The following is a 21,014-nucleotide window of genomic DNA, read 5'->3' as shown; positions in this document are numbered from 1 at the left end:
TGGGATGCATGTGTCCGACCGCCTCACCGACCGCGTTCCCGAGCGCTGGCTCGAGCCCCTCGTCAAGCACGCCGAGGCCCTCAAGTTCCTCATCGTCGGAGCAATCACCTTCGTCGTCACCGTCGTACTGTTCTTCGGCCTGAAGTGGACGATCCTGCAGGACAAGCCGGTGACAGCGAACGTTCTGGCCGTGCTGATCGCGACGATCGTGTCGTACATCCTCAACCGGGAATGGTCGTTCACAGCGCGAGGCGGGCGACGTCGTCACCACGAGGCAGCGCTGTTCTTCGCCGTCGCCGGAACCGGCCTGGCAATCAACCAGCTACCGCTCTGGGTGTCGAGTTACATGCTGGATCTGCGGTCGCCGAACGTGTCCTTCCTCACCGAGAACATCGCCGACTTCGTCAGCGGCTCCATCATCGGCACGTTGCTGGCAACCGCATTCCGATGGTGGGCGATGCGCAAGTTCGTCTTCCCGGAACCGGTGAACGTTCTGGCCGACCCCGACGGAGTGACCGTTTACGGTGGACGGCATGGCGACCACTAGGACCCTCGTGCTCGTGCGGCACGGAAAATCCGGCTACCCCGACGGAGTGCCGGATCACGAACGACCCTTGGCGCCGCGCGGCCAACGCGAGGCGGCACTCGCCGGAGCCTGGATCACCGAACACGTCGGCCGCGTCGATGCAGTGCTCTGCTCGACGGCCCTGCGCACCCGCGAAACGCTGGCCGCTACCGGCCTGGGCGACGCTCCCACCCGATTCGAGCGAGACATCTACGGCGGATCCGCCGACGAGATCATCGACGAGATCCGCCTTGCGGACACGTACTTCGACGACGTGACCGTCTCGACACTGCTGGTCGTCGGACACGAACCCGGAATTCCCTGGACCGCACTCGAATTGGCGGCAGACGACGACACCGACGTGGCCCGCGAGGTTCGTCACCGCTTCCCCACCTCGGCGATCGCCGTGCTCACCACGGAAAAGTCGTGGGCAGAGCTCGCAGCAAGCTCGGCCACGATCACCGAGTTCTGCATCCCGCGCGCCGATCAGTGATCAGCGGTTCCTGAGGTACAGGTAGCCGGCACCGCCTGCTGCGATCAACAGGATCAGTGCTGCGGGAAACCCGAGCAGCCACCACACCAGCGCCAGCACCACCAACGCCGGTGCCGCGGCGATCAACGCGATGCCGGGATTCTCTCGAACCGTCTCCAGCGCGGACTGTGCATGCACTCTGTCGATCTTCTTGCCTGCCATGGCGGACTCCCTGTTTCGTATGTCCCGTTTGCGTACTTCCACTGTAGGCGCACCGACAGCAGCTACCCGCGGTCGACGACGGCAATCGTGGCTGTGGACGAATACACCAGACGGTCGCCGGATTCGATCACCCACGATGCCAGGTACCGATTCGTTGCATAGGGGTCCGGCGTCGGCTCGATCTCCAACCGCCGACGTGTCGTACCGTCTTCCAACGCGATCGATTCCACGGTACCGCCGACGGTGGAATACGCGAGACCGTCGGCGTACGCCGTGATCGGGTAGTAGTCATCGGGATCGTTCTCCCACCGAACCGAACCGGTTCTCAGATCCAATGCCGTCACATGAGCTGTTCCGGGAGCACGTGCGATCACCACATCCCCGACGACAGCTACGCCATTGGTCGACGCCAACAGCGGGCTCGACCAGAGAAACTCTCCGGTCGTCCGATCGAACGCACTGTCACCGACGACCATCGGCAGCGACAGGTCCGTTGGATCGTCGATCTCGAGAAAGGGATACACCGGCAACGGAGATCTGGCGACAGTTCGACCATCCGAGGCGAGCGCGACGGTACCGGCGTACGTCTGAGACTGTGTACACACCGCCTCGGTCATGATCACCAGTGCCGGTTGCACCCGAAAAGGTTGCGACACGCAACTGTCGGGATAACCCCGGTACCACGTGATCGATCCGGTGACCGAGTCGAATCCTATTGCCGTCGGACCGAACCGGCCCAGGCCGTAGCTTCCGTCGATGGTGATGACCGGCCCCGGCATACCCGCGTAAATGGCCTCGCCGGGAAATTCGGTGACCCAATCGCGCCCGACATCGTCCACAGATCCCTTGCCGAGCTGCGGCGTTCCCTCGTAACCTGCTTGCGTGACAGTAGAACTGATCGAGTAGAGCGAGAACCCGTCGGTTCCCACCGCGAACACACGTTGCGGCACACGAACAGAACGACCAGCACCGGTCGTGGTGTCCACCGTGACGATCGTCGATTCCGGATTCTCCGACTCGGTGCTGGAGAGGCAGACGAGGTATCCCGACAAAGGCCGGTCGGCACAGGAGTCCACCCGGAGATCGTCTCGCCGCCATAGTGTGGATCCATCCGTTGCGTCGAGGCCCACCATCGCGGGAGCGTCGAAATTCCCGGTAGCAGGATCCGGCAGACCCACCGACGCGACATACACCCCGCCCGCATCGATGAATCTCGCTGCGCTGGGGTTGAGCCGTCCGCCTGCACCAGGATCACGAAACTGCGCGAATTCGCGGCCGTAGACGGCCTCTGCAGATCTGGACCACTGGACTTCCGGCGCACGCGGAACCGTCGGCGGAGCTGTGGTCGTCCATGCGGGGGCAGTCGCGATTGCCGGGTCGTCGTCCTGCGCGACAACGATCACCGCAGCGACGACAGTCGCCAACGCCACGGCTCCCGCTGTCCACACCGGCCATCGGGTGCTCACAGGTCCAGGCCCGGTGCCGTCGCGATGGACTCGAGATTGCCGACCGTGACGAGCTCGCCCGCCGATGTCGACGAGATGCGGACACGAGTGCCCGACGGCCGGGTCACAGTCACGGTCCTGACGCCGCGCTTCGATCTCTCGGACATCGATCCGTCGGGCAGGCGCACGGTGTCGACCGAGCGATCAGCCGTCGGGTCATATGCGTCGGGAATTTCCGGGAGCGGCTGTCCACCCGTGATCGCTACGGTCACAACACCTTCCGATCCTGGCGTCAGAATTGTTCCGGCTGCACACAACGAGTCGTGGGACAACGAACTCCGTTGCATCGGTGCCAGCGGCTGCTCGAGCACGATCACGGCCCGAAGCGCGCGGATTCGAGCCTGGTCCAGAGCGCGACCGATACGGTCTGCGTCGGCGCGAGTCACAACTGGTCCATCCTGCGACCCAACTCGCTTGTCACACGGCAGAGGAGGGGGTCGGGTTCCGTCCGGCACCGCTGCATCGATTCGCAGCTCGCTCGACGACACCAGGGAGATCAGGTCGTTCATGGACACTGCTTCGTCCGAAGACACGAACTGGCTTGCGTTGGCCTGCAACGTCGTTCCATCGGATGCGTATGCAGTCGCCGTCCTGACCACCGCTGTTCTATCACCGTCTTCGCCGGTGGACTCCTTCGTGTCCACGACCGTACCGTCGGCCGCGACCTGCCTGCGGTCGAGACTGCCACCGACACAGGGCGGTACACCGGCAGTCGACTTCGAGATCGTCACCGTCACGTCGGCACCCCTGCCGTTGCGAATCAGCAACCCGGCGGCAGTGGAGCTCGCGAACATCGACAGATCATCCGTCGGCCCATCGCCGACAGAGCTATCGGACGTGGGACCTTGGACAGGACCGAATCGAAACGCGGATTCGGCACCGAACGCGAACGTACCGGGTGTTGCGAACTCGACGGCGGTCTCGGCCGGCAACGCAGAAACAAGCGCATCGGACAGCGCAGTAGCTTTGCGCCCGGAGAACCATGGATAACGGGGGTCGTCGTAGCGTCCTCCCTCGAGGCGGAAGTACGCCCCTGAGAATTCCCCGGACTCGGGAACGACGACGGCATCACACCCCGGAATCGTGGTCGACGACTCACCCTGGTCGTAGTTCGACGCGCTGAACCCGCTCGACGCAGGCGTATCCGGCAACGCGACGTCCGCAGGACCGGACGCGCGTGACTCCACCACGATCACTCCTGCCGCAACCACAGCGACAGCGACGAAGACCCAGAAAATCTTCGGTTGACGCCCGAGCGCTCCGAGGTGCAACGCGCCGAGGTCTATCACGGCGACGAGCCTAGCCTGCCGATCGCCCGACTCGACGCTCCACGACTTTCGGTGGAGCTATCGGCTTTCGGTCGAGCTGCGACTTTCGGTGGAGCGCAGTGTCGTACCTTCGGCCGAACCACCAGCTAGGACGCCTCCGCGGGGGTATCGGGTGCACGTCGACTGCGGTGAGATCGGTCCATGGACAATCCGATTCTGCTCACCATCGCGATCTGCGAGATCGGCTTCTGGGTTCTGGTGATCGGCGGCCTGTGCCTGCGCTACCTGGCACGCATGCGACGCGCCAGCACCATCACACTCGCCCTGCTCCCGGTCCTCGACCTCGTCTTGATTGCGGCGGTGGCGCTCGATCTGCACCGGGGCGGAGACGTCGAATTCGCTCACCGCCTCGCCGGCATCTACCTCGGCTGGACCGTCGTGTTCGCGCACTCCACTGTCGCCTGGCTCGACGTACGCTTCGCACACCGATTCGCCGGTGGGCCCGCACCGGTCAAGGCCCCGAAGACCGGTCCGCAGGCCTACCGCAACGAGATCCACGGATTCGTGAAGTGGCTGGTCGCCGCCACCATCGCACTGGTGATCACCTACGGCCTCGCGTACACCGTGGCAGACTCGGAGCAGGCAGCGGCACTGAAGACCGTGATCCAGCCACTCGGCGTCATCACGTTCTTCTGGTTCGTCACCGGACCGCTGTGGGTGGCCGGCAAGCACAACTCGAGCTCGAAAGATGGGGCAGGAGAACGGAGTCGACTCTGATGGTGGCTGGTTCCAAGACACTGCGCAGGTTTCGACCGGCATGGCGACCGCGAAATCCCGTGGTGCTGCCGCTCGAAATGCTCCTGGCCACGCTCGTCTACGCCGGATTCCAACTCTCCACCGGCATGGTCGGTGACACCAGAGACGAACTCGTCCGCAGCCCGACCCTGATCGCAGTGGGTATCGCTGCCCTGCTGGCGATGACCGTCGCGACGTGTGTGCGCCGATCGTTTCCCGTCGTGTCGTACCTGTCGGTGGTTGCGATCAGCGTCGCGCTGATTCTCGTTCTGCCGGACCGCACCCTCGGATTCACCCCGCTGTACTGGTTTGCGATCGCCGCGTTGGCAATTCGAGTGACCGGGCCACGCCTGTTCGCTCCCCTCGCCATCGGCCTCATCCTCGAGATCGTCGTCAGCGTCGACACACGGCTTTCCTTTCCCGATGCCGCAGCCGGACCCGGTGGCACGTTCGGGGTGGTGGCCGAGCAGGTCGTGAACCTCGCCATCAACTACACGGTGCTCATCGCTCTGGGTAAGTACATCGCACGGAACAGAGCCCAGGAGCTCGAGAGCGAGGCCGCCCTCCGCCGAGCCGAGATCGAACACCGCCAGCAGCTCGACGCGGCGCTGGACAACGAGAGAAAAGCCATGGCACGCGAACTCCACGACGTCGCGGCTCACCACCTGACCGGCATGCTCATCCAAGCCAAAGCATCGAAGACCCTCATCCAGAGAAACCCCGAGCAGGCACGCGAACTACTCACCGGCGCAATCGGACACGGCCAGCGCACCCTCGACAGCCTGCGCCAGATCGTCGGCATCCTGCGACCGAGCGACACGGCCTACAGCTTCGACACCGACCTCAGCTTCGACACCGACACTGCACCGCAACCGATGATCTCCGACATCGCCGAACTGATCGAACAGTCTCGACTCTCTTTCGAGCGCGTCGAGACGAGCATCGTGGCAGACAATGAAGATACCGACAGCGCCGTGCAACTGACGTGCTACCGCGTCGTTCAGGAAGCGTTGTCCAATGCCCGAGTCCATGCGCAGAACTGCGTTGTGCGCGTGCAGGTGACCGTGGGTTCGTCGGCCGTCGAGGTAACCGTCACCAACACGATGCCGTCGAATGGGACAGAGCAGCGCGAGTCCACAGGACAGGGATTCGGTATTCCGGGAATGCGGGAGCGGGCCGCTCTACTCGGCGGGACCCTCGACGCCGGATTTTCCGACGACCGAACGACGTGGACCGTGCACGCTCGATTGCCCGTCGGCGGAAAGATCTCTCGGGCGCAGGAGGTGCCGGCATGATCACCGTTCTGATCGCGGACGATCAGCCCGTGGTTCGACAGGGGTTCGAGCTGTTCCTGGCGGGCCATCCCGACATCGAAGTGGTCGGCCACGCGAGCTCGGGAAAGCATGCCGTACAACAGGTATCGACCCTGAAACCGGACGTCGTGCTGATGGACATCAGGATGCCGAACGGCGATGGGCTGACCGCAACGCGCGAGATACTGGCGCAGTTCGACAGCGCTCGCGTCATCGTCGTCACCACGTTCGACCTCGACGAGTACGTGTTCGCGGCTCTCGACGCCGGGGCGTCGGGCTTCCTGCTCAAGGACACCGATCCCGACGAACTCGCCGACGCGGTGGTCACCGTCGCCGGCGGCGGAGCAGTGCTCTCTCCTCGACTGACCCCGTGCCTGATGACCGAGTTCGCCCGCCGCGGCGCGCCGAGTCGGCCCAACTCCGTTCCGCCGCAACACGACCTGAGTCTGCGAGAAATGGAAGTGGTGCAACTACTGGCGCAGGGCCTGGGCAACAACGAGATCGCGCGGGAACTGCAACTCGAACAGAGCACGGTGAAGACCCACATCGGTAACATCTGCCGCAAACTCGACGTCAACACCCGAGTGCACGTGGTGATCTGGGCCTACCGCAACGGCCTCGTGAGCAGCCGGTAGAGCTAAGCTGCCTTTCGCTCCTCGTCATCGGCAGTCTCATCGGCGCGCTCGACCAGCGAGGCAGAGTGGTCGGTGTACTGGAAGTGCGGTCGCTTGTCGCCGATGTACGACGTCATCCACGACACCACCGCGACGTAGCGGTTTCGGAAGCCGACCAGGTACATCAGGTGCACCGCGAGCCACATGAGCCAGGCGATCGGGCCCGACATGTCGACCTTACCGAACAGCCGCGCCACCGCACTGAACCGGCCGACGATCGACATGCTGCCCTTGTCGGTGTACTCGAACGGCGTTCCCGCGTCGACCTTTCCGATGATCATCTTCGCCACGTGCCTGCCCTGCTGCATCGCCACCGGCGACTGTCCGGGGAGCTTGTGCAGCGACGTCACGTCGCCGATCGCGTAGATGTCCTTCGCCGAGCCGACCGTCAGATCGTCGTGCACGAGAAGGCGTCCGGCACGGTCGGTCTCGCACCCGGTGCGCTCGGCGATCGTGGCCGCGAGATCGCTGGCCTGAACACCGGCCGACCAGATGACAGTCTTGGCCGGGTAGGTACGCGAGGTCTTGGTGTCGACATCCTGCACCGTGACGACGTCGTCGGCGATGTCGGTGACCATGGCTCCGGTGACGACGTCGACGCCGGACTTCTCGAGCTTCGTGCGGGCGTACGCGCTGAGCTTGCCGCCGAACGCGGGCAGAACTTCCTTGACTCCGTCGACAAGGGTGACCGTGACGTCGCTCGGGTCGATGTCGGGGAACGAGCCGGCGAAATAGCGGTGCGCGAGATCCCTGATCTGGCCGGCCAATTCGACACCCGTCGCGCCTGCACCGACAACGACGAAGCTCAGCAATTCCTTGCGAGCAGCCGAATCTGTTGTCAGGTGCGCAGTTTCGTAGCAACTCAGGATCTGCTCACGCAGAGCGATCGCGTCGTCGACGGTCTTGAGCGCGAACGTGCGGTCCTTGAACTCGTCACGCCCGAAGTACGCCTGCGTGGCACCCGTGGCGACGATCAATCGACCGAAGCCGATGGTGTGGCTCTGTCCGGCACCGATGTAGGTGACCTGGTGATTTTCAGGATCGACATCGACGACGCGTCCGAGACGCACGTCGGCCGAGTCGTACTGCGCGAGGATGCGCCTGATCGGAGGGGCGATCTCACCCGTCGAGAGCATTCCGGTGGCGGCCTGGTAGAGCAGCGGCTGAAAGAGGTGTTCGGTAGTGCTGGAGATCAGCGAGAACGTCACACCGGCCTTGCCCAGAGACTTGGCGGCAGCCAATGCTCCGAATCCCGATCCCACGATGACGACGTCGTACGTTTGCACAGCACTTTCCTTTTCGGCTCGAGTCTTTTCCTCTACGAAGAACTACCTCCATGAAACTCCGACCGCGATGCTCTATCAACGCGGAAGTTGAAATAGCATCTATGAGCAGAACTCATGATTGGATGGCTACATGGAACTGCGGCAGCTGAAGTACTTCCTCGCGGTCGGCGAGGAACTGAACTTCTCACGCGCTGCCGAGCGCTGCTACGTCTCGCAATCGGCGATCAGCCTGCAGATCTCCAAGCTGGAACGAGAAATCGGTGAGCCGCTGTTCGAGCGGACCTCTCGTACCGTTCGATTGACCGTTGTCGGAGCACAATTGGTCTCCATCGCCCGGCACATGGTGGAGCTAGAGCAGGCCGCCCTGGCGCTGACGACGCGCAAGCGGAATCAGCTGCGCCTGACCGGAAACATGACGTTCGCGGCCAACGCAATCTCCGCCATCGTCGCGGTCCGTGAGCGTCATCCCGACGCCGAGATCGACTTCGTCCTGAAACGATTCGCAGAACAGATCGAAGCGGTGACGTCCGGCGACTGCCAGGTAGCGCTGATCCGCGGCAGCGTCGAACGCTCCGGTCTGCACGTGACCGAACTGTGGACCGAGGACCTCGTCGTCGTACTCCCCGAGGGTCATCCTCTGGCGGGTGAGGACAACCCCAGCCTGAGCCAGCTCGCCGGCTACCCCCTGCTACTTCCCAAACGGAGCGAGCAGATCCTGCTGCACCGGGTGATCGAACGCGAGATGAAGCGCAGCGGACTTCCGTTGAGCTTCGGCCCACCCGTGGCGTCCGATCACACCGCCAGCGCCGAACTCCTCAAGAACCCGCAGTGCTGGTCCATCCTGTACGCCAGCACCGCCGACAGCACCCCCAAGACCGGCCTGGTCTTCCGCACCGAGGCCGACCGCAGGCTGCGGCTCCCGGTCTCGGCCGTCGTCGACGCGACCGTGCCCGCCACCGACATCCAGCGCGACCTCGTAGCAGCCCTGGCTGCGACAGCACCTGTTCAGCCCGCCACCCCTGCGAGCTGAGCGAACGCGGCATCGGCGTCGAACAATTCGGCACGATCGTATGTGGACGTCGAGGCCATGATCTCGTTCGCGCCGGTGCGCTCGATCACCTCCTCGAGCCTCGGGCGGACCTGCCCGGTCGTGCCGAGGATGCTCGACGCCAACGACGCCTCGATTCTGTCGCGTGTCTGCGGCGTCCACTGCGATTGATCGATCGCAGACGCTCGTTCCAGTGCCGGGAACTCGCCCTCACGCCTGGACCTGGCCATTGCCCACGCCTCCGGCACGGCCAACCTACGCGCGTCCTCGGCGTCGGCTGCAATCGTCACGTCGAGCGAGATGATCACGTACGGTTCGGGATTAGAGGCCGTGGACCTAAAGTGCTTGCGATACAACGCCAACGGATCGTCCTTCTGCAGCACCGGTCCACCGACGACCACCGGAAGCCCGGCGCGAGCGGCCACCTCGAGACCGGCTCCGGTGGCGAGGACGAACACCGGTGGAGCAGCGGTGGCAGGGCGGGCCGTCACCGGTGCCGAACCGTCCAGATACGAACGCAATTCGGCGATGTCGGACTCGAACGTGTCGGGCGCGTCACGGTCTCGGCGCAATGCTGCGCGGACCGGTTCGGTGAATCCGAGGGAGCGGCCGACACCGAGGTCGATTCGGCCGGGAAAGAGGGACTCCAACATCAGGAACTGCTCGGCCACGACCAGGGGCTGATGATTGGGCAGCATCACCCCGCCGGATCCGACGCGAATGCGGGAAGTGCGCGACGCCACCGCGGCAGCAAGTACCGCGGGAGCACCCGACGCGATACCGGGAACGCCGTGATGCTCGGCCACCCAGAACCGGTGCAGTCCGATCTTCTCCGCATGTACCGCTCGTTCGACGGTATGCCGCAGCGCCGAGGCGTCGTCCATTCCGGATCGAGTGCGGGATCTGTCGAGCAGTGAGAAGAACACGGATATGTCAACCGACGAGGCGTCGGGCATATTTCTCGAAGTGTTCGTTCATAGCGGACCGAATGTGTCCGCAAAAGCGCTCACCATTGCTCCATGAACCTCACCATGAAGATCGAACTCGTCACCCTGGCCGTCACCGACGTCGATCGCGCCAAGGACTTCTATGTCTCGATCGGCTTCCACGCTGACCATGACGCACGGCCGTGGGACGGCATCCGGTACGTCCAACTCACTCCCCCGGGCTCGGCGTGCTCCATCGCGATCGGCGAGGGCATCACCGACGCCGAGCCGGGCAAGGGAGCGGGGATTCTGATGGTCGTGGACAACGTCCAGGAGGCCCACGAGCACCTCACGTCGTCGGGTCTGACCATCGATCCGCCCAAGGACGAGGGCTGGGGCACGTTCGTGTACTTCGCCGACCCCGACGGAAACAAGTGGTCGGTGCAGCAGTTGCCCGCACAGCCCTAGTGGGGACCGAAGGCAAGCCGAGCCAGGATGCCGCGGTGGTCGGAACCGGTGATCGTCACCGCCTCGACCGATCGAACCGCCATGTCCGCCACCAGAACATGGTCGATGGCGATGACGGGTGGGTACCAGGTGTGCGCCGGATACGTCCTGAGCATGCCGGCTCCCGTGGCCACCGCGGCATCGACGAACCGGCCGTCCTGTAGATCTCGGTACCGCCGATGATCCTGCGTCGCGTTGAAGTCGCCGGCCACCACCACGGGACCGTCGTCGACGGGGATCTTGGCCAGCAGTTGACGCAGCAGCGCGAGCTCGCGAACCCATTCGGACGGCTCCCGCGGCCACGGCGGCACCGGGTGAACCGCGAACACCAGAGGCCGACCCGGCATCTCCACCCGTGCAGAGAGCAATTCGGTCACAAAACCGTCGTGCCGCTGCTCGTCGACGAGCGGGAAGCGGCTGTAGATGCCGGTACCTTCGCCGCCGGGGGCGGCGCTGACGTACGCGTGCGGCAACGAGCCGGACAGTCTCGGGCGAAGACGGGCCTCTGCCTCGGGCGTCAGTTCTACGAGGGTGAGCACGTCCGGGCGGTGTTGCTCGACCAGCGCAACCAACGCGTCGAGATCGGCCTGTCCCAGCCAGATGTTGGCGTGCAGGACCGTCAGAGTCGGTGCCTCGGTCGTCGTCCGGGAGCGGTGCCTGTGTAGTGGACGGTGCCTCTGCAGCGGCAGCTGCGTTGCGATGGCACCCGTCAGTACAGCCGCCCCCGCAGCCAGCCCCCACCACCCGAACGCCACGGCCGCGAGTGCAGCGCCGGGCACCGCGGCGAGCATGAGGACATGTGCCAAAGACGCGGCAACGAGCATCGCCTGCCCCCGCGCGTCGACGAGGTGCGCCACGATGCCGAGTACCGCTGCGAAGAGCAGTAACAGGGCCAGCGATGCCGAAACCATGAGCGGAAGTCTTACAGGCAAACCTGAGGCCGAGCTGGGAAGCATCCTCGAGACCGACCGAACTGTTCGCTTTCTCGCCGCAAACACGACAGAATCGACAACGCTGTCCGTGAGTCAAGTAGGGGGACTTTCCGTGAACCGAAGGCAACTGCTGCGGTTGGCCGCTGCCGGAATGCTCGGCGCTGCCGCCGCTCCGGTCCTGAACTCGGCCGGAATGCCGGGCTCCGCCACAGCGGGCGCGCTGCCGATCGGTGCCGAACGCATCCGAGCACTGGTTCCCGAGCTGTTCGCCGACCCCCCGCGCCCACCGGACCACTCACCCGTGATCGTCATCGGCTCCGGCTTCGGTGCCAGCGCCGCCGCCCTCCGCATGGCGCAGGCCGGCACCCAGGTCACAGTCCTCGAACGCGGACTGCGCTGGCCACGTGATCCGTGGCGCGAGATCTTCACCGCCGACATGACCGCCGACGGACGCGGACTGTGGCAGCAGAGCTCCTTCACCAACATCACCGGCATGCCCGTCGGGCCGGTCGACCTGTTCGGCGGCGTCCTCGACACCACCCGCTACGAGAACCTCTCCGTCTGGCGCGGCGCTGCCGTCGGCGGCGGCTCGATCGTCTACACCGGCGTCACCATCGCCCCGGACAAGAAGTTCTTCGACCTCTCCTTCGGCGGACGACTGAACTACGACGAGATGGCCGCCACCTGGTACCCCAAGGCGCGCTCGATGCTCCGGCCGTCGGCGATGCCCGAGGACGTCTACAACAGCCCGAACTTCGCACACTCACGCACCTGGGACGACCACGCCCGGCGGGCCGGCTTCACCCCGCAGGCAGTGGACGGCAACTGGAACTGGAATGTCGTCCGCGACGAGATCGGCGGCCGCTCGAGGCCGTCCGCGACCGTCGGCGCGAGCACCTTCGGCAACTCCAACGGTGCCAAGCACGACCTGACCCAGAACTACATCCCCCAGGCCGAGGCCACCGGCAACGCGACGGTATGTCACAGCCATCGCGTCGCGGCGATCGGCACCGAATCCGGCGGCCGCTACCGCGTCGAGATCGAACGCCTCGACCCGTTCGGCAACGTACTCGAGACACGCACACTCACCTGCGACACCCTCGTCCTCGGAGCGGGGTCCATCGGCACCACCGAGCTGCTGATGCGCGCCCGCAGCACCGGTGCGCTGGCGAACCTCAACGAATTCGTCGGCACCGGATGGGGCACCAACGGCGACGCGTCGATGACGCGGTCACTGGGGCCGATGTCGGCCGGACCGCAGGGTGCGCCGTGCGCGTCCCGCATCGTCGACGACTCAGGACTGCCACTGACCGTCGAGAACTGGTACGTGCCGGGCGTTCCGGTGAATCTCGGTTTCATCGGCTCCCTCGGTATGACCATCGATCCCCTGCGTGGAAACTTCGGATTCGATTCCGCCACAGACACGTTGACCCTGAACTGGCCGAAGGGTGGCAGCCGCGACACCGTGGAAGCCCTACGCGCAGTGCAGAATCGGATGGCTCAGGCCGGCGGTACCGTCGTCGCAGCCGAACCGTTCACCCGCGACGTCGACGACACCTTCACCGCCCACCCACTCGGCGGCGCGGTACTGGGCGACGCCACCGACAGCTACGGGCGGGTGAAGGGTCACCCCGGGCTCTACGTCGTCGACGGTGCCCTGATCCCCGGTAGCACCGGAGCCGCCAACCCGTCGCTCACCATCACCGCGTTGGCCGAACGCAACGTCGCGCAGATCATCGCCGACGGTCGCTGACCGTCCGAAGTGGGTAGACCCGCGCCGAACGGGTAGCCCACAGGTATGCCCGTCAACGACCCGACCGAACGCACCATCGCCGACCGCGACGTCGAAAAGCGCTGGAACGACCCCGGTGCCCTTCGTAAGGCTGCGGGATACTGCGCAGGTGTGGTGGCGGTGGCTGCCGCCCTGACCGCGGTGTTCCTGCTCGTCGACCGCTCCAGTCCTGTGTTGGCCGCGTCGGTGCCTGCGGTGTGCTTCCTCGGCGGGATCGGAGCTCTGACGTTGGGATACAAGTCGTACCGAGCCGGTGGCACGTGGCCGATCTGGCAGGGCGCGGCATGGTTCCTGTTCACCGTGATGCTGCTCGGCCTGGCGATGCCGATGTTCGCCATCCGTCAGTGACCGTCGGCGTCAACCCAGCTGAATCTCGGGGCGGCCTTCGGGGACGGTGACGGTTGCGGCGGTGCGCACCGGCTTGCCCGGCGTCGACACCGCATCGAGAACCCTCACTTCCGAATGCCATTCGGTGTTCGTCAGCGTGCTGCGGAGATAGCCGCGACGAGCATTGCCGTACTTGACGTGCGGTGAGGCCTCGGCGATAGCCGCCCCGGCGGCGTCGACATCGGCACCGTCCTTGCCCGACGCGATCGACGTGGCCGCGATCTCCACACCTTGGATCGGCGACACCTGATCCTGGTAGTCGCGTCGCAATTCCGACACGATCGTGCGATGAATGTCGCCGACGATCGACGCGACGTTCTTCGTGCCACGATCCCTGGCCCCGTCCAGAATTCGGTGCCGCGACGCCTCGTATCCGCTCCACGGATCCATCCCGACCTTGCGATCGCCGCCGAGCCCACGAGCCAAGTCCGAGATGACCGTCTGATGCGCCAGGAAGTTCCACGTCGACGGCGATGCGAACCCGTCGAGAATCCACTTCTCCTGCGCTGCACCGGTTATGGTGCGCGACGGATCGGCCGTCTCCGCGTCCTGCGCATGCTCGCCGTCCCCGTGCGCCTGATCGCTGCGGTACTGCCGTGTGTCCAGCACCGAGAAGTCCACCAGATCGCCGAACGAGAACCGGCGATAGACCGTCATGTCCGGTCCGACGGGCTTCAGATTCGCCCGAACCGGGGTGTTCTCCCACCACGCCTTGAACGCATCGGCTCTGCGCAACAGGAACTCTCGCGGATCGTCGTCGTCCTGACTGATCTGCGAGGCCCAGTTGTTGTCCACCTCGTGATCGTCGAACGTCGAGACGAACGGTGCCGACGCATGGGCCGCGGCGAGGTTCTCGTCCGCCTTGTACAAGGCATACCGGTCTCGATAGTCGCTAAGCACCATGGTTTCTCGGGCAGCCGACTCGGTACGCGGCTCACCCTTCCGAGCACCCTCGTCCTTGATCGCGTACTCGTAGATGTAGTCGCCCAGAAAGAACACCACATCGAGATTCGACGCCGCCAGGTCCTGGTATGCGCCGAAGTAGCCGTCCTCCCATTTCTGGCACGACGCCCAGGCGAAATCGAGCCTGCTCAGCGGCTGCCCCACTGCCGGTGCGGTTTTGGTGCGGCCGACCGAGCTGGAGTGCGGTCCGACGAGGAACCGATAGAAGTATTCACGAGCGGGCTCCAGACCTCGGACGTCGACATGAATGGACCAGCCGTCGAACTCGGTGGCAAGCTCGACGCCCTCGCGGGTGATGTTCGCGAATCGCTCGTCCGCGGCGATCTGCCACCGCACCGGCACGACGCCAGGAGTCATTCCGCCCAGTGGCGCAAAGGGATCGGTGGCGAGTCTGGTCCACAACACCACCGAATCGGGCAGTGGATCGCCGGACGCCACGCCGAGGCGGAACGGGTAATCGGGCGTCACCACGGATTGGGCCTGCGCCGTGGTCCCTGCGAGTCCCGGAGTGAACGCCAACGCCCCCACCAGCGCACTCCACGTCAGAAACTGTCGACGTGTGGCCCCCGCTCGCATGGAGATGTCCTGACCGAACCGTATCTCGTTACCCCGTCTCACCATCCTTCGAGGCTGTCGCGCCCGAACGAACTGTGCGCGTCGTCGATCGAAAGGGCACATGAACACGAATTTTCCATTCGATTCAGGACCTGAATCGTCCGCAATCACGGCAAAACTCGAACGCATGACTAACACCGACCGCACAGGCTCCCAAATCGACCACCTCAACATCGGCGTCGCCGATCTTGCCGCCAGCGCCGAGTTCTACGGTGCTGTACTGAAACCACTGGGGATCAGTGAAATCATGCGGGTACCGCACACCCCCGAGGCCAACCAACTCGCCATGATCGCGTTCGGCTGGGCGCAGGTGAAGCCCTTCTTCTGGATCGTCGACGCACCGGGTTCGGCCATCGGACCGCACACCCATCTCGCCTTCAGCGCCCCGGATCGCGCCACCGTCGATGCCTTCCACGCGGCAGCACTCTCGGCAGGAGCGATCGAGCTCAGGGCTCCAGGGCTGCAGTCGGAATACCACGCCACGTACTACGGATCATTCGTCCGCGATCTCAACGGCATCGACCTCGAGGCCGTCTGCCATCACGGATGATTCGACGAACGCCTTCTCAGTCGGTCAGCTACTGCCGAACATCGGCGGCAGGGCGGGAATCGGCGAGACAGGATATGCAGCAACGTTCATGACGACAGTGCCGTCGCAGTATCCGCCGAAGATCGTGGTGGTCCACACGCCCTCGAAGCTGCCATCGGGCTGCGGGGTGTAGTAGGCCACCGAGTGCGCGTCGTTGTATTCCTTGGGATTTCCTTCACCCTTCCAGCAGTCCCACACCCAGTCGTACGTGTGCACCCAACTCGTTCCGTCCCAGACGTAGTCGATCGGGCGGTTCTGGAGGGACTCGTTCGCCGGGGGTGGACCGGCGACGACGGAGGCAACACAGTCTCCGTCGACGCAATCGGTGGCAAAGGTGTAGACGTCGGAGAAATCCGGTTCTCGTTGCGACGCCGCCGCGCTGGTGCCGGTCTTGCTCGCCGCGAACCGCATCAGCGAATAATCACCCGACCACGAAGGATCGTCACCGGGTGCCGCTCCGGCCGGCAGCGCTCCCGCGAGAATCCACGCCATGACCATCACAAGCACAAGCACAGTCTTTCGCATAGGAGGACGGTAGCGGCTGAGACCCCGCAACGAGCCCGAGACGGCGAAAGTCCGCCCGCCCGGTGGGCCATTCAGGCCTGAACAACCCACACCAGATTGCCGTCGGGATCACGCAGCACGAACATCGGCGGCGCACCGTCCTCCGTCCCGGACAATGCGTCCATGTCGACACCGCCGATCGCGGCCAGTCGCGCGTGTTCCGCCTCGACGTCGGGAGTTTCGACACCGATCGACGACCCGCCGGGCGAGTCACCCATCGGCGGATTCAGGGCCAGGCGTGCCGTCGAACCGGGCGGTGCCACCTCGACCCACCGATACTCGCCCTCGGGGCCGAAACGCGTATCGTCGCGCAGCTCGAAACCGAGAACGCGTGAATAGAACTCGAGCGCGGCGTCCTGGTCTGCGACGGTGAACATGGCCACGCCGATGTTCACGATGGTGCTGGATGATTGATCGGTCATGCCGGTACCGACTCGAGGCGCATCGAAAACTCACCGCGCACCCCAGATATACAACAAAGCCCCGCACCGACCGAAGTCGATGCGGGGCTTTGTCTGCTGGCTCTGTCGTCGTGAGCGGAAACTCGTAGTGGGCTACGAGTTTCTGCTCACATGCGACGAAGTCGCTCTAGCGGTATTCGTTGGAGAAACCGTAGTCGTCGAGCGGCACTGCAGCGCCGGTTCCCTGGCCGAAGCCGTCCGGGCTGTAGTACTGATCGTCGTACGACGGCACCGCGTATGCGGCGGCACGCGCCTCTTCGGTCGGCTGCACCGTGATGTTCCGGTACCGGTTGATGCCGGTACCAGCCGGGATGAGCTTACCGATGATGACGTTCTCCTTGAGACCTATGAGCTTGTCGCTACGGCAGTTGATCGCCGCATCGGTGAGCACACGAGTGGTCTCCTGGAAGGACGCTGCCGACAGCCACGAGTCGGTGGCCAGCGACGCCTTGGTGATACCCATCAGGACCGGACGTCCGGCTGCGGGCTCGCCACCCTCGGAGACGACGCGACGGTTGCTCGACTCGAATTCGCTGCGCTCGGTGAGTGAACCGGGCAGGAACTCGGTGGAGCCGCTGTCGATGATCGTCACGCGACGGAGCATCTGGCGAACGATCGTCTCGATGTGCTTGTCGTGAATCGACACACCCTGCGACCGGTACACCTCCTGGACCTCGTTGACGAGGTGGATCTGCACCTGACGGGGACCCATCACACGCAGGACCTCGTGCGGATCGGCAGCACCTTCCATGAGCTGCTGGCCGACCTCGACGTGGTCACCGTCCGCCAAGAGGCGCTCGGTGCCGTCGTCGTGCTTGAAGACGCGCAGACGTTGACGCTTGGAGAGCTTGTCGTAGACAACCTCTTCGCCGCCGTCGTCCGGAACGATGGTGATCTTGTAGAAACGATCGCCGTCCTCGAGCTGGATGCGTCCCGACACGTCCGCGATCGGAGCCTTGCCCTTCGGCACACGTGCCTCGAACAGCTCCTGCACGCGAGGCAGACCACCGGTGATGTCATCTCCGGCGACACCACCCTGGTGGAAGGTACGCATGGTCAGCTGGGTTCCGGGCTCACCGATGGACTGTGCGGCAACGATACCGACGGCCTCACCGATGTCGACCAGCTTGCCGGTGGCCATCGAGCGGCCGTAGCAGGTGGCGCAGACGCCGGTTCCGGTGGTGCAGGTGAGCACCGAGCGAACCTTGACCGACGTGATGCCCGCAGCGAGCAGCGCGTCGATGGCCGGGTCACCGAGATCGTGTCCGCGAGCGACGATGACCGTGCCGTTCTCGTCGACAGCGTCGTTCGCCAACGTGCGGGCGTACGTGCTGGTCTCGACGTGAGCGTCGCGGATCATCTTGCCGTCGGCCGTCTTCTCGGCGATCGTCGTGACGATGCCGCGCTCGGTGCCACAGTCGGTTTCCCGAACGATGACATCCTGCGAGACGTCGACCAGACGACGCGTCAGGTAGCCCGAGTCGGCGGTACGAAGCGCCGTGTCGGCCAGACCCTTACGAGCACCGTGCGTGTTGATGAAGTACTCGAGAACCGTCAGGCCTTCCTTGAAGGAAGACTTGATCGGACGCGGGATGAACTCACCCTTCGGGTTCGTCACCAAGCCCTTCATGCCGGCGAGCGAGCGAACCTGAGTCATGTTTCCGGCTGCGCCGGACTTCACGATCATCGGGATCGGGTTGTCGTCGGGGAAGTGCGCCTCCATGGCCTTACCGACCTGCTCGGTCGCGTCCTGCCAGATCTTGACCAGTGCGGAGTTGCGCTCGACCTTGTCGAGTGCGCCACGCTGGTACTTCTTCTCGATCTGATCGGCCTGAGCCTCGAAGGTCTCCATGATCTGCGGCTTCTCCGGCGGCACGAGGACGTCGGAGATCGAGATGGTGACACCCGAACGCGTGGCCCAGTAGAAGCCTGCGTCCTTGAGCTTGTCGACGGTCTGCGCGACGACGATCATCGGGTAACGCTCGGCGAGATCGTTGATGATGGTCGACTGACGCTTCTTCGGCATCTGCTCGTTGACGAACGGGTAGTCCGCCGGAAGCAGCTCGTTGAAGAGCACCCGTCCCAGAGTGGTCTGTGCGGTCCATGCCTCGCCGCGGTTCCAGCCGTTCGGGAACAGCTCGTTCTCGATGTCACGCGGCGGGCGCTGCGTGGTGAGACGAACCCGAATCTGCGACTGCACCGTGAGCGATCCACGATCGACGGCCATCTGAGCCTCGGCCGGGGAGGAGTACGCCCCGAACTCGGCCGTGTCGGTCTTGGCGTCGGCGCGCTCGCCGACAGCACCGGCATCGAGACGCGTCAGGTGGTACAGACCCGTCACCATGTCCAGACGCGGCATGGCGAGCGGACGGCCCGATGCCGGCGAGAGGATGTTGTTCGACGACAGCATCAGCACGCGTGCCTCGGCCTGAGCCTCGGCGGACAGCGGGAGGTGGACAGCCATCTGGTCACCGTCGAAGTCGGCGTTGAACGCCTCACACACGAGCGGGTGCAGCTGAATGGCCTTGCCCTCGACGAGTTGCGGCTCGAACGCCTGGATGCCCAACCGGTGCAGGGTGGGTGCACGGTTCAGCAGCACGGGGTGCTCGGCGATGACCTCTTCGAGAACGTCCCACACCTGCGGACGCTGACGCTCGACCATGCGCTTGGCCGACTTGATGTTCTGCGCGTGGTTCAGATCCACCAGACGCTTCATCACGAACGGCTTGAACAGCTCGAGAGCCATCAGCTTCGGCAGACCGCACTGGTGCAGCTTGAGCTGCGGGCCGACCACGATGACCGAACGGCCCGAGTAGTCGACGCGCTTACCGAGGAGGTTCTGACGGAAACGACCCTGCTTGCCCTTGAGCAAGTCGGACAGCGACTTCAGCGGACGGTTACCCGGTCCGGTGACCGGACGTCCACGACGGCCGTTGTCGAACAGGGCGTCGACCGACTCCTGCAGCATCCGCTTCTCGTTGTTGACGATGATCTCGGGAGCACCGAGATCGATCAGACGCTTGAGGCGGTTGTTGCGGTTGATGACGCGGCGGTACAGATCGTTGAGGTCGGACGTCGCGAAACGTCCACCGTCGAGCTGCACCATCGGACGAAGCTCCGGCGGGATGACCGGGACAGCGTCCAGGACCATGCCCATCGGGGAGTTACGGCCGGCCTGGAACGCAGCGACGACCTTCAGACGCTTGAGCGCACGCAGCTTCTTCTGACCCTTGCCACTGCGGATGGTCTCGCGAAGAGACTCCGCCTCGGCGTCGATGTCGAAGGTCTGCATGAGCTTCTGGATCGACTCGGCACCCATGGCACCGGTGAAGTACTCGCCGTACCGGTCGATGAGCTCGCGGTAGATGAGCTCGTCGACGATGAGCTGCTTGGGAGCGAGCTTGGTGAACGTGGTCCAGATCTCTTCGAGACGATCGAGCTCACGCTGCGCGCGGTCACGGAGCTGGCGCATCTCGCGCTCGCCGCCGTCCTTGACCTTGCGGCGCACGTCGGACTTGGCACCCTCGGCTTCGAGCTCGGCGATGTCGGCTTCGAGCTTCTGCGCACGAGCCTCGAGATCGGCGTCGCGCTGATCTGCGACGGCCTTCTTCTCGACCTCCATCTCGGCCTCGAGCGTCGAGAGCTCGTTGTGACGGAGCTCGTCGTCGACCGTGGTGATGACGTAGGCAGCGAAGTAGATGATCTTCTCGAGATCCTTCGGAGCCAGGTCGAGCAGGTAGCCCAGACGCGACGGCACACCCTTGAAGTACCAGATGTGCGTGACCGGTGCGGCCAGTTCGATGTGGCCCATGCGCTCACGACGCACCTTGGCGCGAGTGACCTCGACGCCACAACGCTCACAGATGATGCCCTTGAAGCGGACGCGCTTGTACTTGCCGCAGTAGCACTCCCAGTCCCGAGTGGGGCCGAAGATCTTCTCGCAGAAGAGGCCGTCCTTCTCGGGCTTGAGCGTGCGGTAGTTGATGGTCTCCGGCTTCTTGACCTCGCCGTAGGACCACTGACGGATGTCGTCCGCAGTGGCAAGGCCAATGCGAAGTTCATCGAAGAAGTTGACGTCGAGCACGTAACTTCCTTTCCCCGTTATGGGTGTTGTGCTGGAAGAGCAAATG

Annotated in this window: 20 protein-coding genes; 10 read left to right on the top strand and 10 right to left on the bottom strand. The window is 64.5% G+C overall.

Going from position 1 to position 21,014, the window contains the following annotated elements:
- The first annotated feature begins 4 nt into the window (after window positions 1–4).
- Window positions 5–547: a GtrA family protein gene (locus AB0362_RS23510; RefSeq protein ID WP_317810714.1), complete on the top strand. Its 543-nt coding sequence runs from the start codon at window positions 5–7 to the stop codon at window positions 545–547.
- A complete protein-coding gene (locus tag AB0362_RS23505) occupies window positions 534–1,058 on the top strand; it encodes a histidine phosphatase family protein (RefSeq protein WP_317810715.1) in 525 nt (174 codons plus the stop codon). The genes AB0362_RS23510 and AB0362_RS23505 overlap by 14 nt, the downstream gene beginning before the upstream one ends.
- On the opposite strand, the gene AB0362_RS23500 is transcribed toward AB0362_RS23505, so the two are convergent.
- From AB0362_RS23500 to AB0362_RS23490, 3 genes are all read right to left on the bottom strand, one after another.
- Window positions 1,059–1,259, bottom strand: coding sequence for a hypothetical protein (locus AB0362_RS23500; protein WP_068053408.1), 201 nt, complete (start codon window positions 1,257–1,259; stop codon window positions 1,059–1,061).
- Window positions 1,260–1,321: 62 nt separating this feature from the next.
- Window positions 1,322–2,725, bottom strand: a complete 1,404-nt coding sequence (locus AB0362_RS23495) for a PQQ-binding-like beta-propeller repeat protein (protein WP_317810716.1) — start codon at window positions 2,723–2,725, stop codon at window positions 1,322–1,324.
- The gene (locus AB0362_RS23490) at window positions 2,722–4,053 is read right to left on the bottom strand and encodes a hypothetical protein (protein WP_317810717.1); all 1,332 of its coding nucleotides are present in this window, start codon (window positions 4,051–4,053) and stop codon (window positions 2,722–2,724) included. The genes AB0362_RS23495 and AB0362_RS23490 overlap by 4 nt, the downstream gene beginning before the upstream one ends.
- A gap of 180 nt (window positions 4,054–4,233) precedes the next feature.
- On the opposite strand from AB0362_RS23490, the gene AB0362_RS23485 reads away from it, so the two are divergent.
- From AB0362_RS23485 to AB0362_RS23475, 3 genes are read left to right on the top strand one after another with little or no spacing between them, the layout of a single operon-like run.
- The gene (locus tag AB0362_RS23485; RefSeq protein WP_317810718.1) at window positions 4,234–4,809 is read left to right on the top strand and encodes a hypothetical protein; all 576 of its coding nucleotides are present in this window, start codon (window positions 4,234–4,236) and stop codon (window positions 4,807–4,809) included.
- Window positions 4,809–6,122 carry a histidine kinase gene (locus AB0362_RS23480; RefSeq protein ID WP_317810719.1) on the top strand — a complete coding sequence of 438 codons (1,314 nt, stop codon included), beginning with the start codon at window positions 4,809–4,811 and terminating at the stop codon, window positions 6,120–6,122. Before AB0362_RS23485 ends, AB0362_RS23480 begins: the two co-directional genes overlap by 1 nt.
- On the top strand, window positions 6,119–6,775 hold the full coding sequence (locus AB0362_RS23475; RefSeq protein ID WP_317810720.1) for a response regulator transcription factor: 657 nt from the start codon (window positions 6,119–6,121) through the stop codon (window positions 6,773–6,775). Before AB0362_RS23480 ends, AB0362_RS23475 begins: the two co-directional genes overlap by 4 nt.
- A 2-nt stretch (window positions 6,776–6,777) precedes the next feature.
- Here AB0362_RS23475 and AB0362_RS23470 read toward each other — a convergent pair whose 3' ends face one another.
- Window positions 6,778–8,100, bottom strand: coding sequence for an NAD(P)/FAD-dependent oxidoreductase (locus AB0362_RS23470; RefSeq protein ID WP_317810721.1), 1,323 nt, complete (start codon window positions 8,098–8,100; stop codon window positions 6,778–6,780).
- A gap of 130 nt (window positions 8,101–8,230) precedes the next feature.
- On the opposite strand from AB0362_RS23470, the gene AB0362_RS23465 reads away from it, so the two are divergent.
- Entirely contained in the window at window positions 8,231–9,130 is a 900-nt protein-coding gene (locus tag AB0362_RS23465; protein WP_068053390.1) for a LysR substrate-binding domain-containing protein, read from the top strand.
- On the opposite strand, the gene AB0362_RS23460 is transcribed toward AB0362_RS23465, so the two are convergent.
- Complete coding sequence (locus AB0362_RS23460; RefSeq protein WP_317810722.1) at window positions 9,106–10,074, bottom strand: MsnO8 family LLM class oxidoreductase; 969 nt, start codon at window positions 10,072–10,074, stop codon at window positions 9,106–9,108. The two genes, AB0362_RS23465 and AB0362_RS23460, sit on opposite strands and share 25 nt — an antisense overlap.
- A 93-nt stretch (window positions 10,075–10,167) precedes the next feature.
- Between AB0362_RS23460 and AB0362_RS23455 the strand changes: the two genes are divergently transcribed.
- Window positions 10,168–10,542, top strand: a complete 375-nt coding sequence (locus tag AB0362_RS23455) for a VOC family protein (protein ID WP_317810723.1) — start codon at window positions 10,168–10,170, stop codon at window positions 10,540–10,542.
- Here the strand turns inward: AB0362_RS23455 and AB0362_RS23450 are convergent.
- Entirely contained in the window at window positions 10,539–11,492 is a 954-nt protein-coding gene (locus AB0362_RS23450) for an endonuclease/exonuclease/phosphatase family protein (RefSeq protein ID WP_317784605.1), read from the bottom strand. The genes AB0362_RS23455 and AB0362_RS23450 overlap by 4 nt on opposite strands.
- A gap of 133 nt (window positions 11,493–11,625) precedes the next feature.
- Between AB0362_RS23450 and AB0362_RS23445 the strand changes: the two genes are divergently transcribed.
- Together AB0362_RS23445 and AB0362_RS23440 are read left to right on the top strand one after the other, a co-directional pair.
- Window positions 11,626–13,266: a GMC oxidoreductase gene (locus AB0362_RS23445; protein WP_317810724.1), complete on the top strand. Its 1,641-nt coding sequence runs from the start codon at window positions 11,626–11,628 to the stop codon at window positions 13,264–13,266.
- A gap of 45 nt (window positions 13,267–13,311) precedes the next feature.
- Window positions 13,312–13,653: a hypothetical protein gene (locus AB0362_RS23440; protein WP_317784603.1), complete on the top strand. Its 342-nt coding sequence runs from the start codon at window positions 13,312–13,314 to the stop codon at window positions 13,651–13,653.
- Between the two features lie 9 nt (window positions 13,654–13,662).
- Here the strand turns inward: AB0362_RS23440 and AB0362_RS23435 are convergent, their stop codons facing one another.
- Window positions 13,663–15,276 carry an alkaline phosphatase D family protein gene (locus tag AB0362_RS23435; protein ID WP_317810725.1) on the bottom strand — a complete coding sequence of 538 codons (1,614 nt, stop codon included), beginning with the start codon at window positions 15,274–15,276 and terminating at the stop codon, window positions 13,663–13,665.
- Window positions 15,277–15,397: 121 nt separating this feature from the next.
- Here AB0362_RS23435 and AB0362_RS23430 point away from each other — a divergent pair, with 121 nt between their 5' ends.
- Window positions 15,398–15,820 carry a VOC family protein gene (locus AB0362_RS23430; protein WP_317810726.1) on the top strand — a complete coding sequence of 141 codons (423 nt, stop codon included), beginning with the start codon at window positions 15,398–15,400 and terminating at the stop codon, window positions 15,818–15,820.
- Between the two features lie 24 nt (window positions 15,821–15,844).
- Here the strand turns inward: AB0362_RS23430 and AB0362_RS23425 are convergent, their stop codons facing one another.
- The 3 genes from AB0362_RS23425 to AB0362_RS23415 all read right to left on the bottom strand — a co-directional run bounded on the left by AB0362_RS23425 (window position 15,845) and on the right by AB0362_RS23415 (window position 20,968).
- A complete protein-coding gene (locus tag AB0362_RS23425) occupies window positions 15,845–16,384 on the bottom strand; it encodes a hypothetical protein (protein WP_317784600.1) in 540 nt (179 codons plus the stop codon).
- Window positions 16,385–16,455: 71 nt separating this feature from the next.
- The gene (locus AB0362_RS23420) at window positions 16,456–16,845 is read right to left on the bottom strand and encodes a VOC family protein (protein ID WP_317784599.1); all 390 of its coding nucleotides are present in this window, start codon (window positions 16,843–16,845) and stop codon (window positions 16,456–16,458) included.
- A gap of 166 nt (window positions 16,846–17,011) precedes the next feature.
- The gene (locus AB0362_RS23415) at window positions 17,012–20,968 is read right to left on the bottom strand and encodes a DNA-directed RNA polymerase subunit beta' (protein WP_269595372.1); all 3,957 of its coding nucleotides are present in this window, start codon (window positions 20,966–20,968) and stop codon (window positions 17,012–17,014) included.
- Between the last annotated feature and the right edge of the window lie 46 nt (window positions 20,969–21,014).

Source organism: Rhodococcus sp. NPDC079359 (genome assembly GCF_040702585.1).
Lineage (GTDB): Bacteria > Actinomycetota > Actinomycetes > Mycobacteriales > Mycobacteriaceae > Rhodococcoides.
This window is presented reverse-complemented; position numbering and strand designations above follow the sequence as displayed.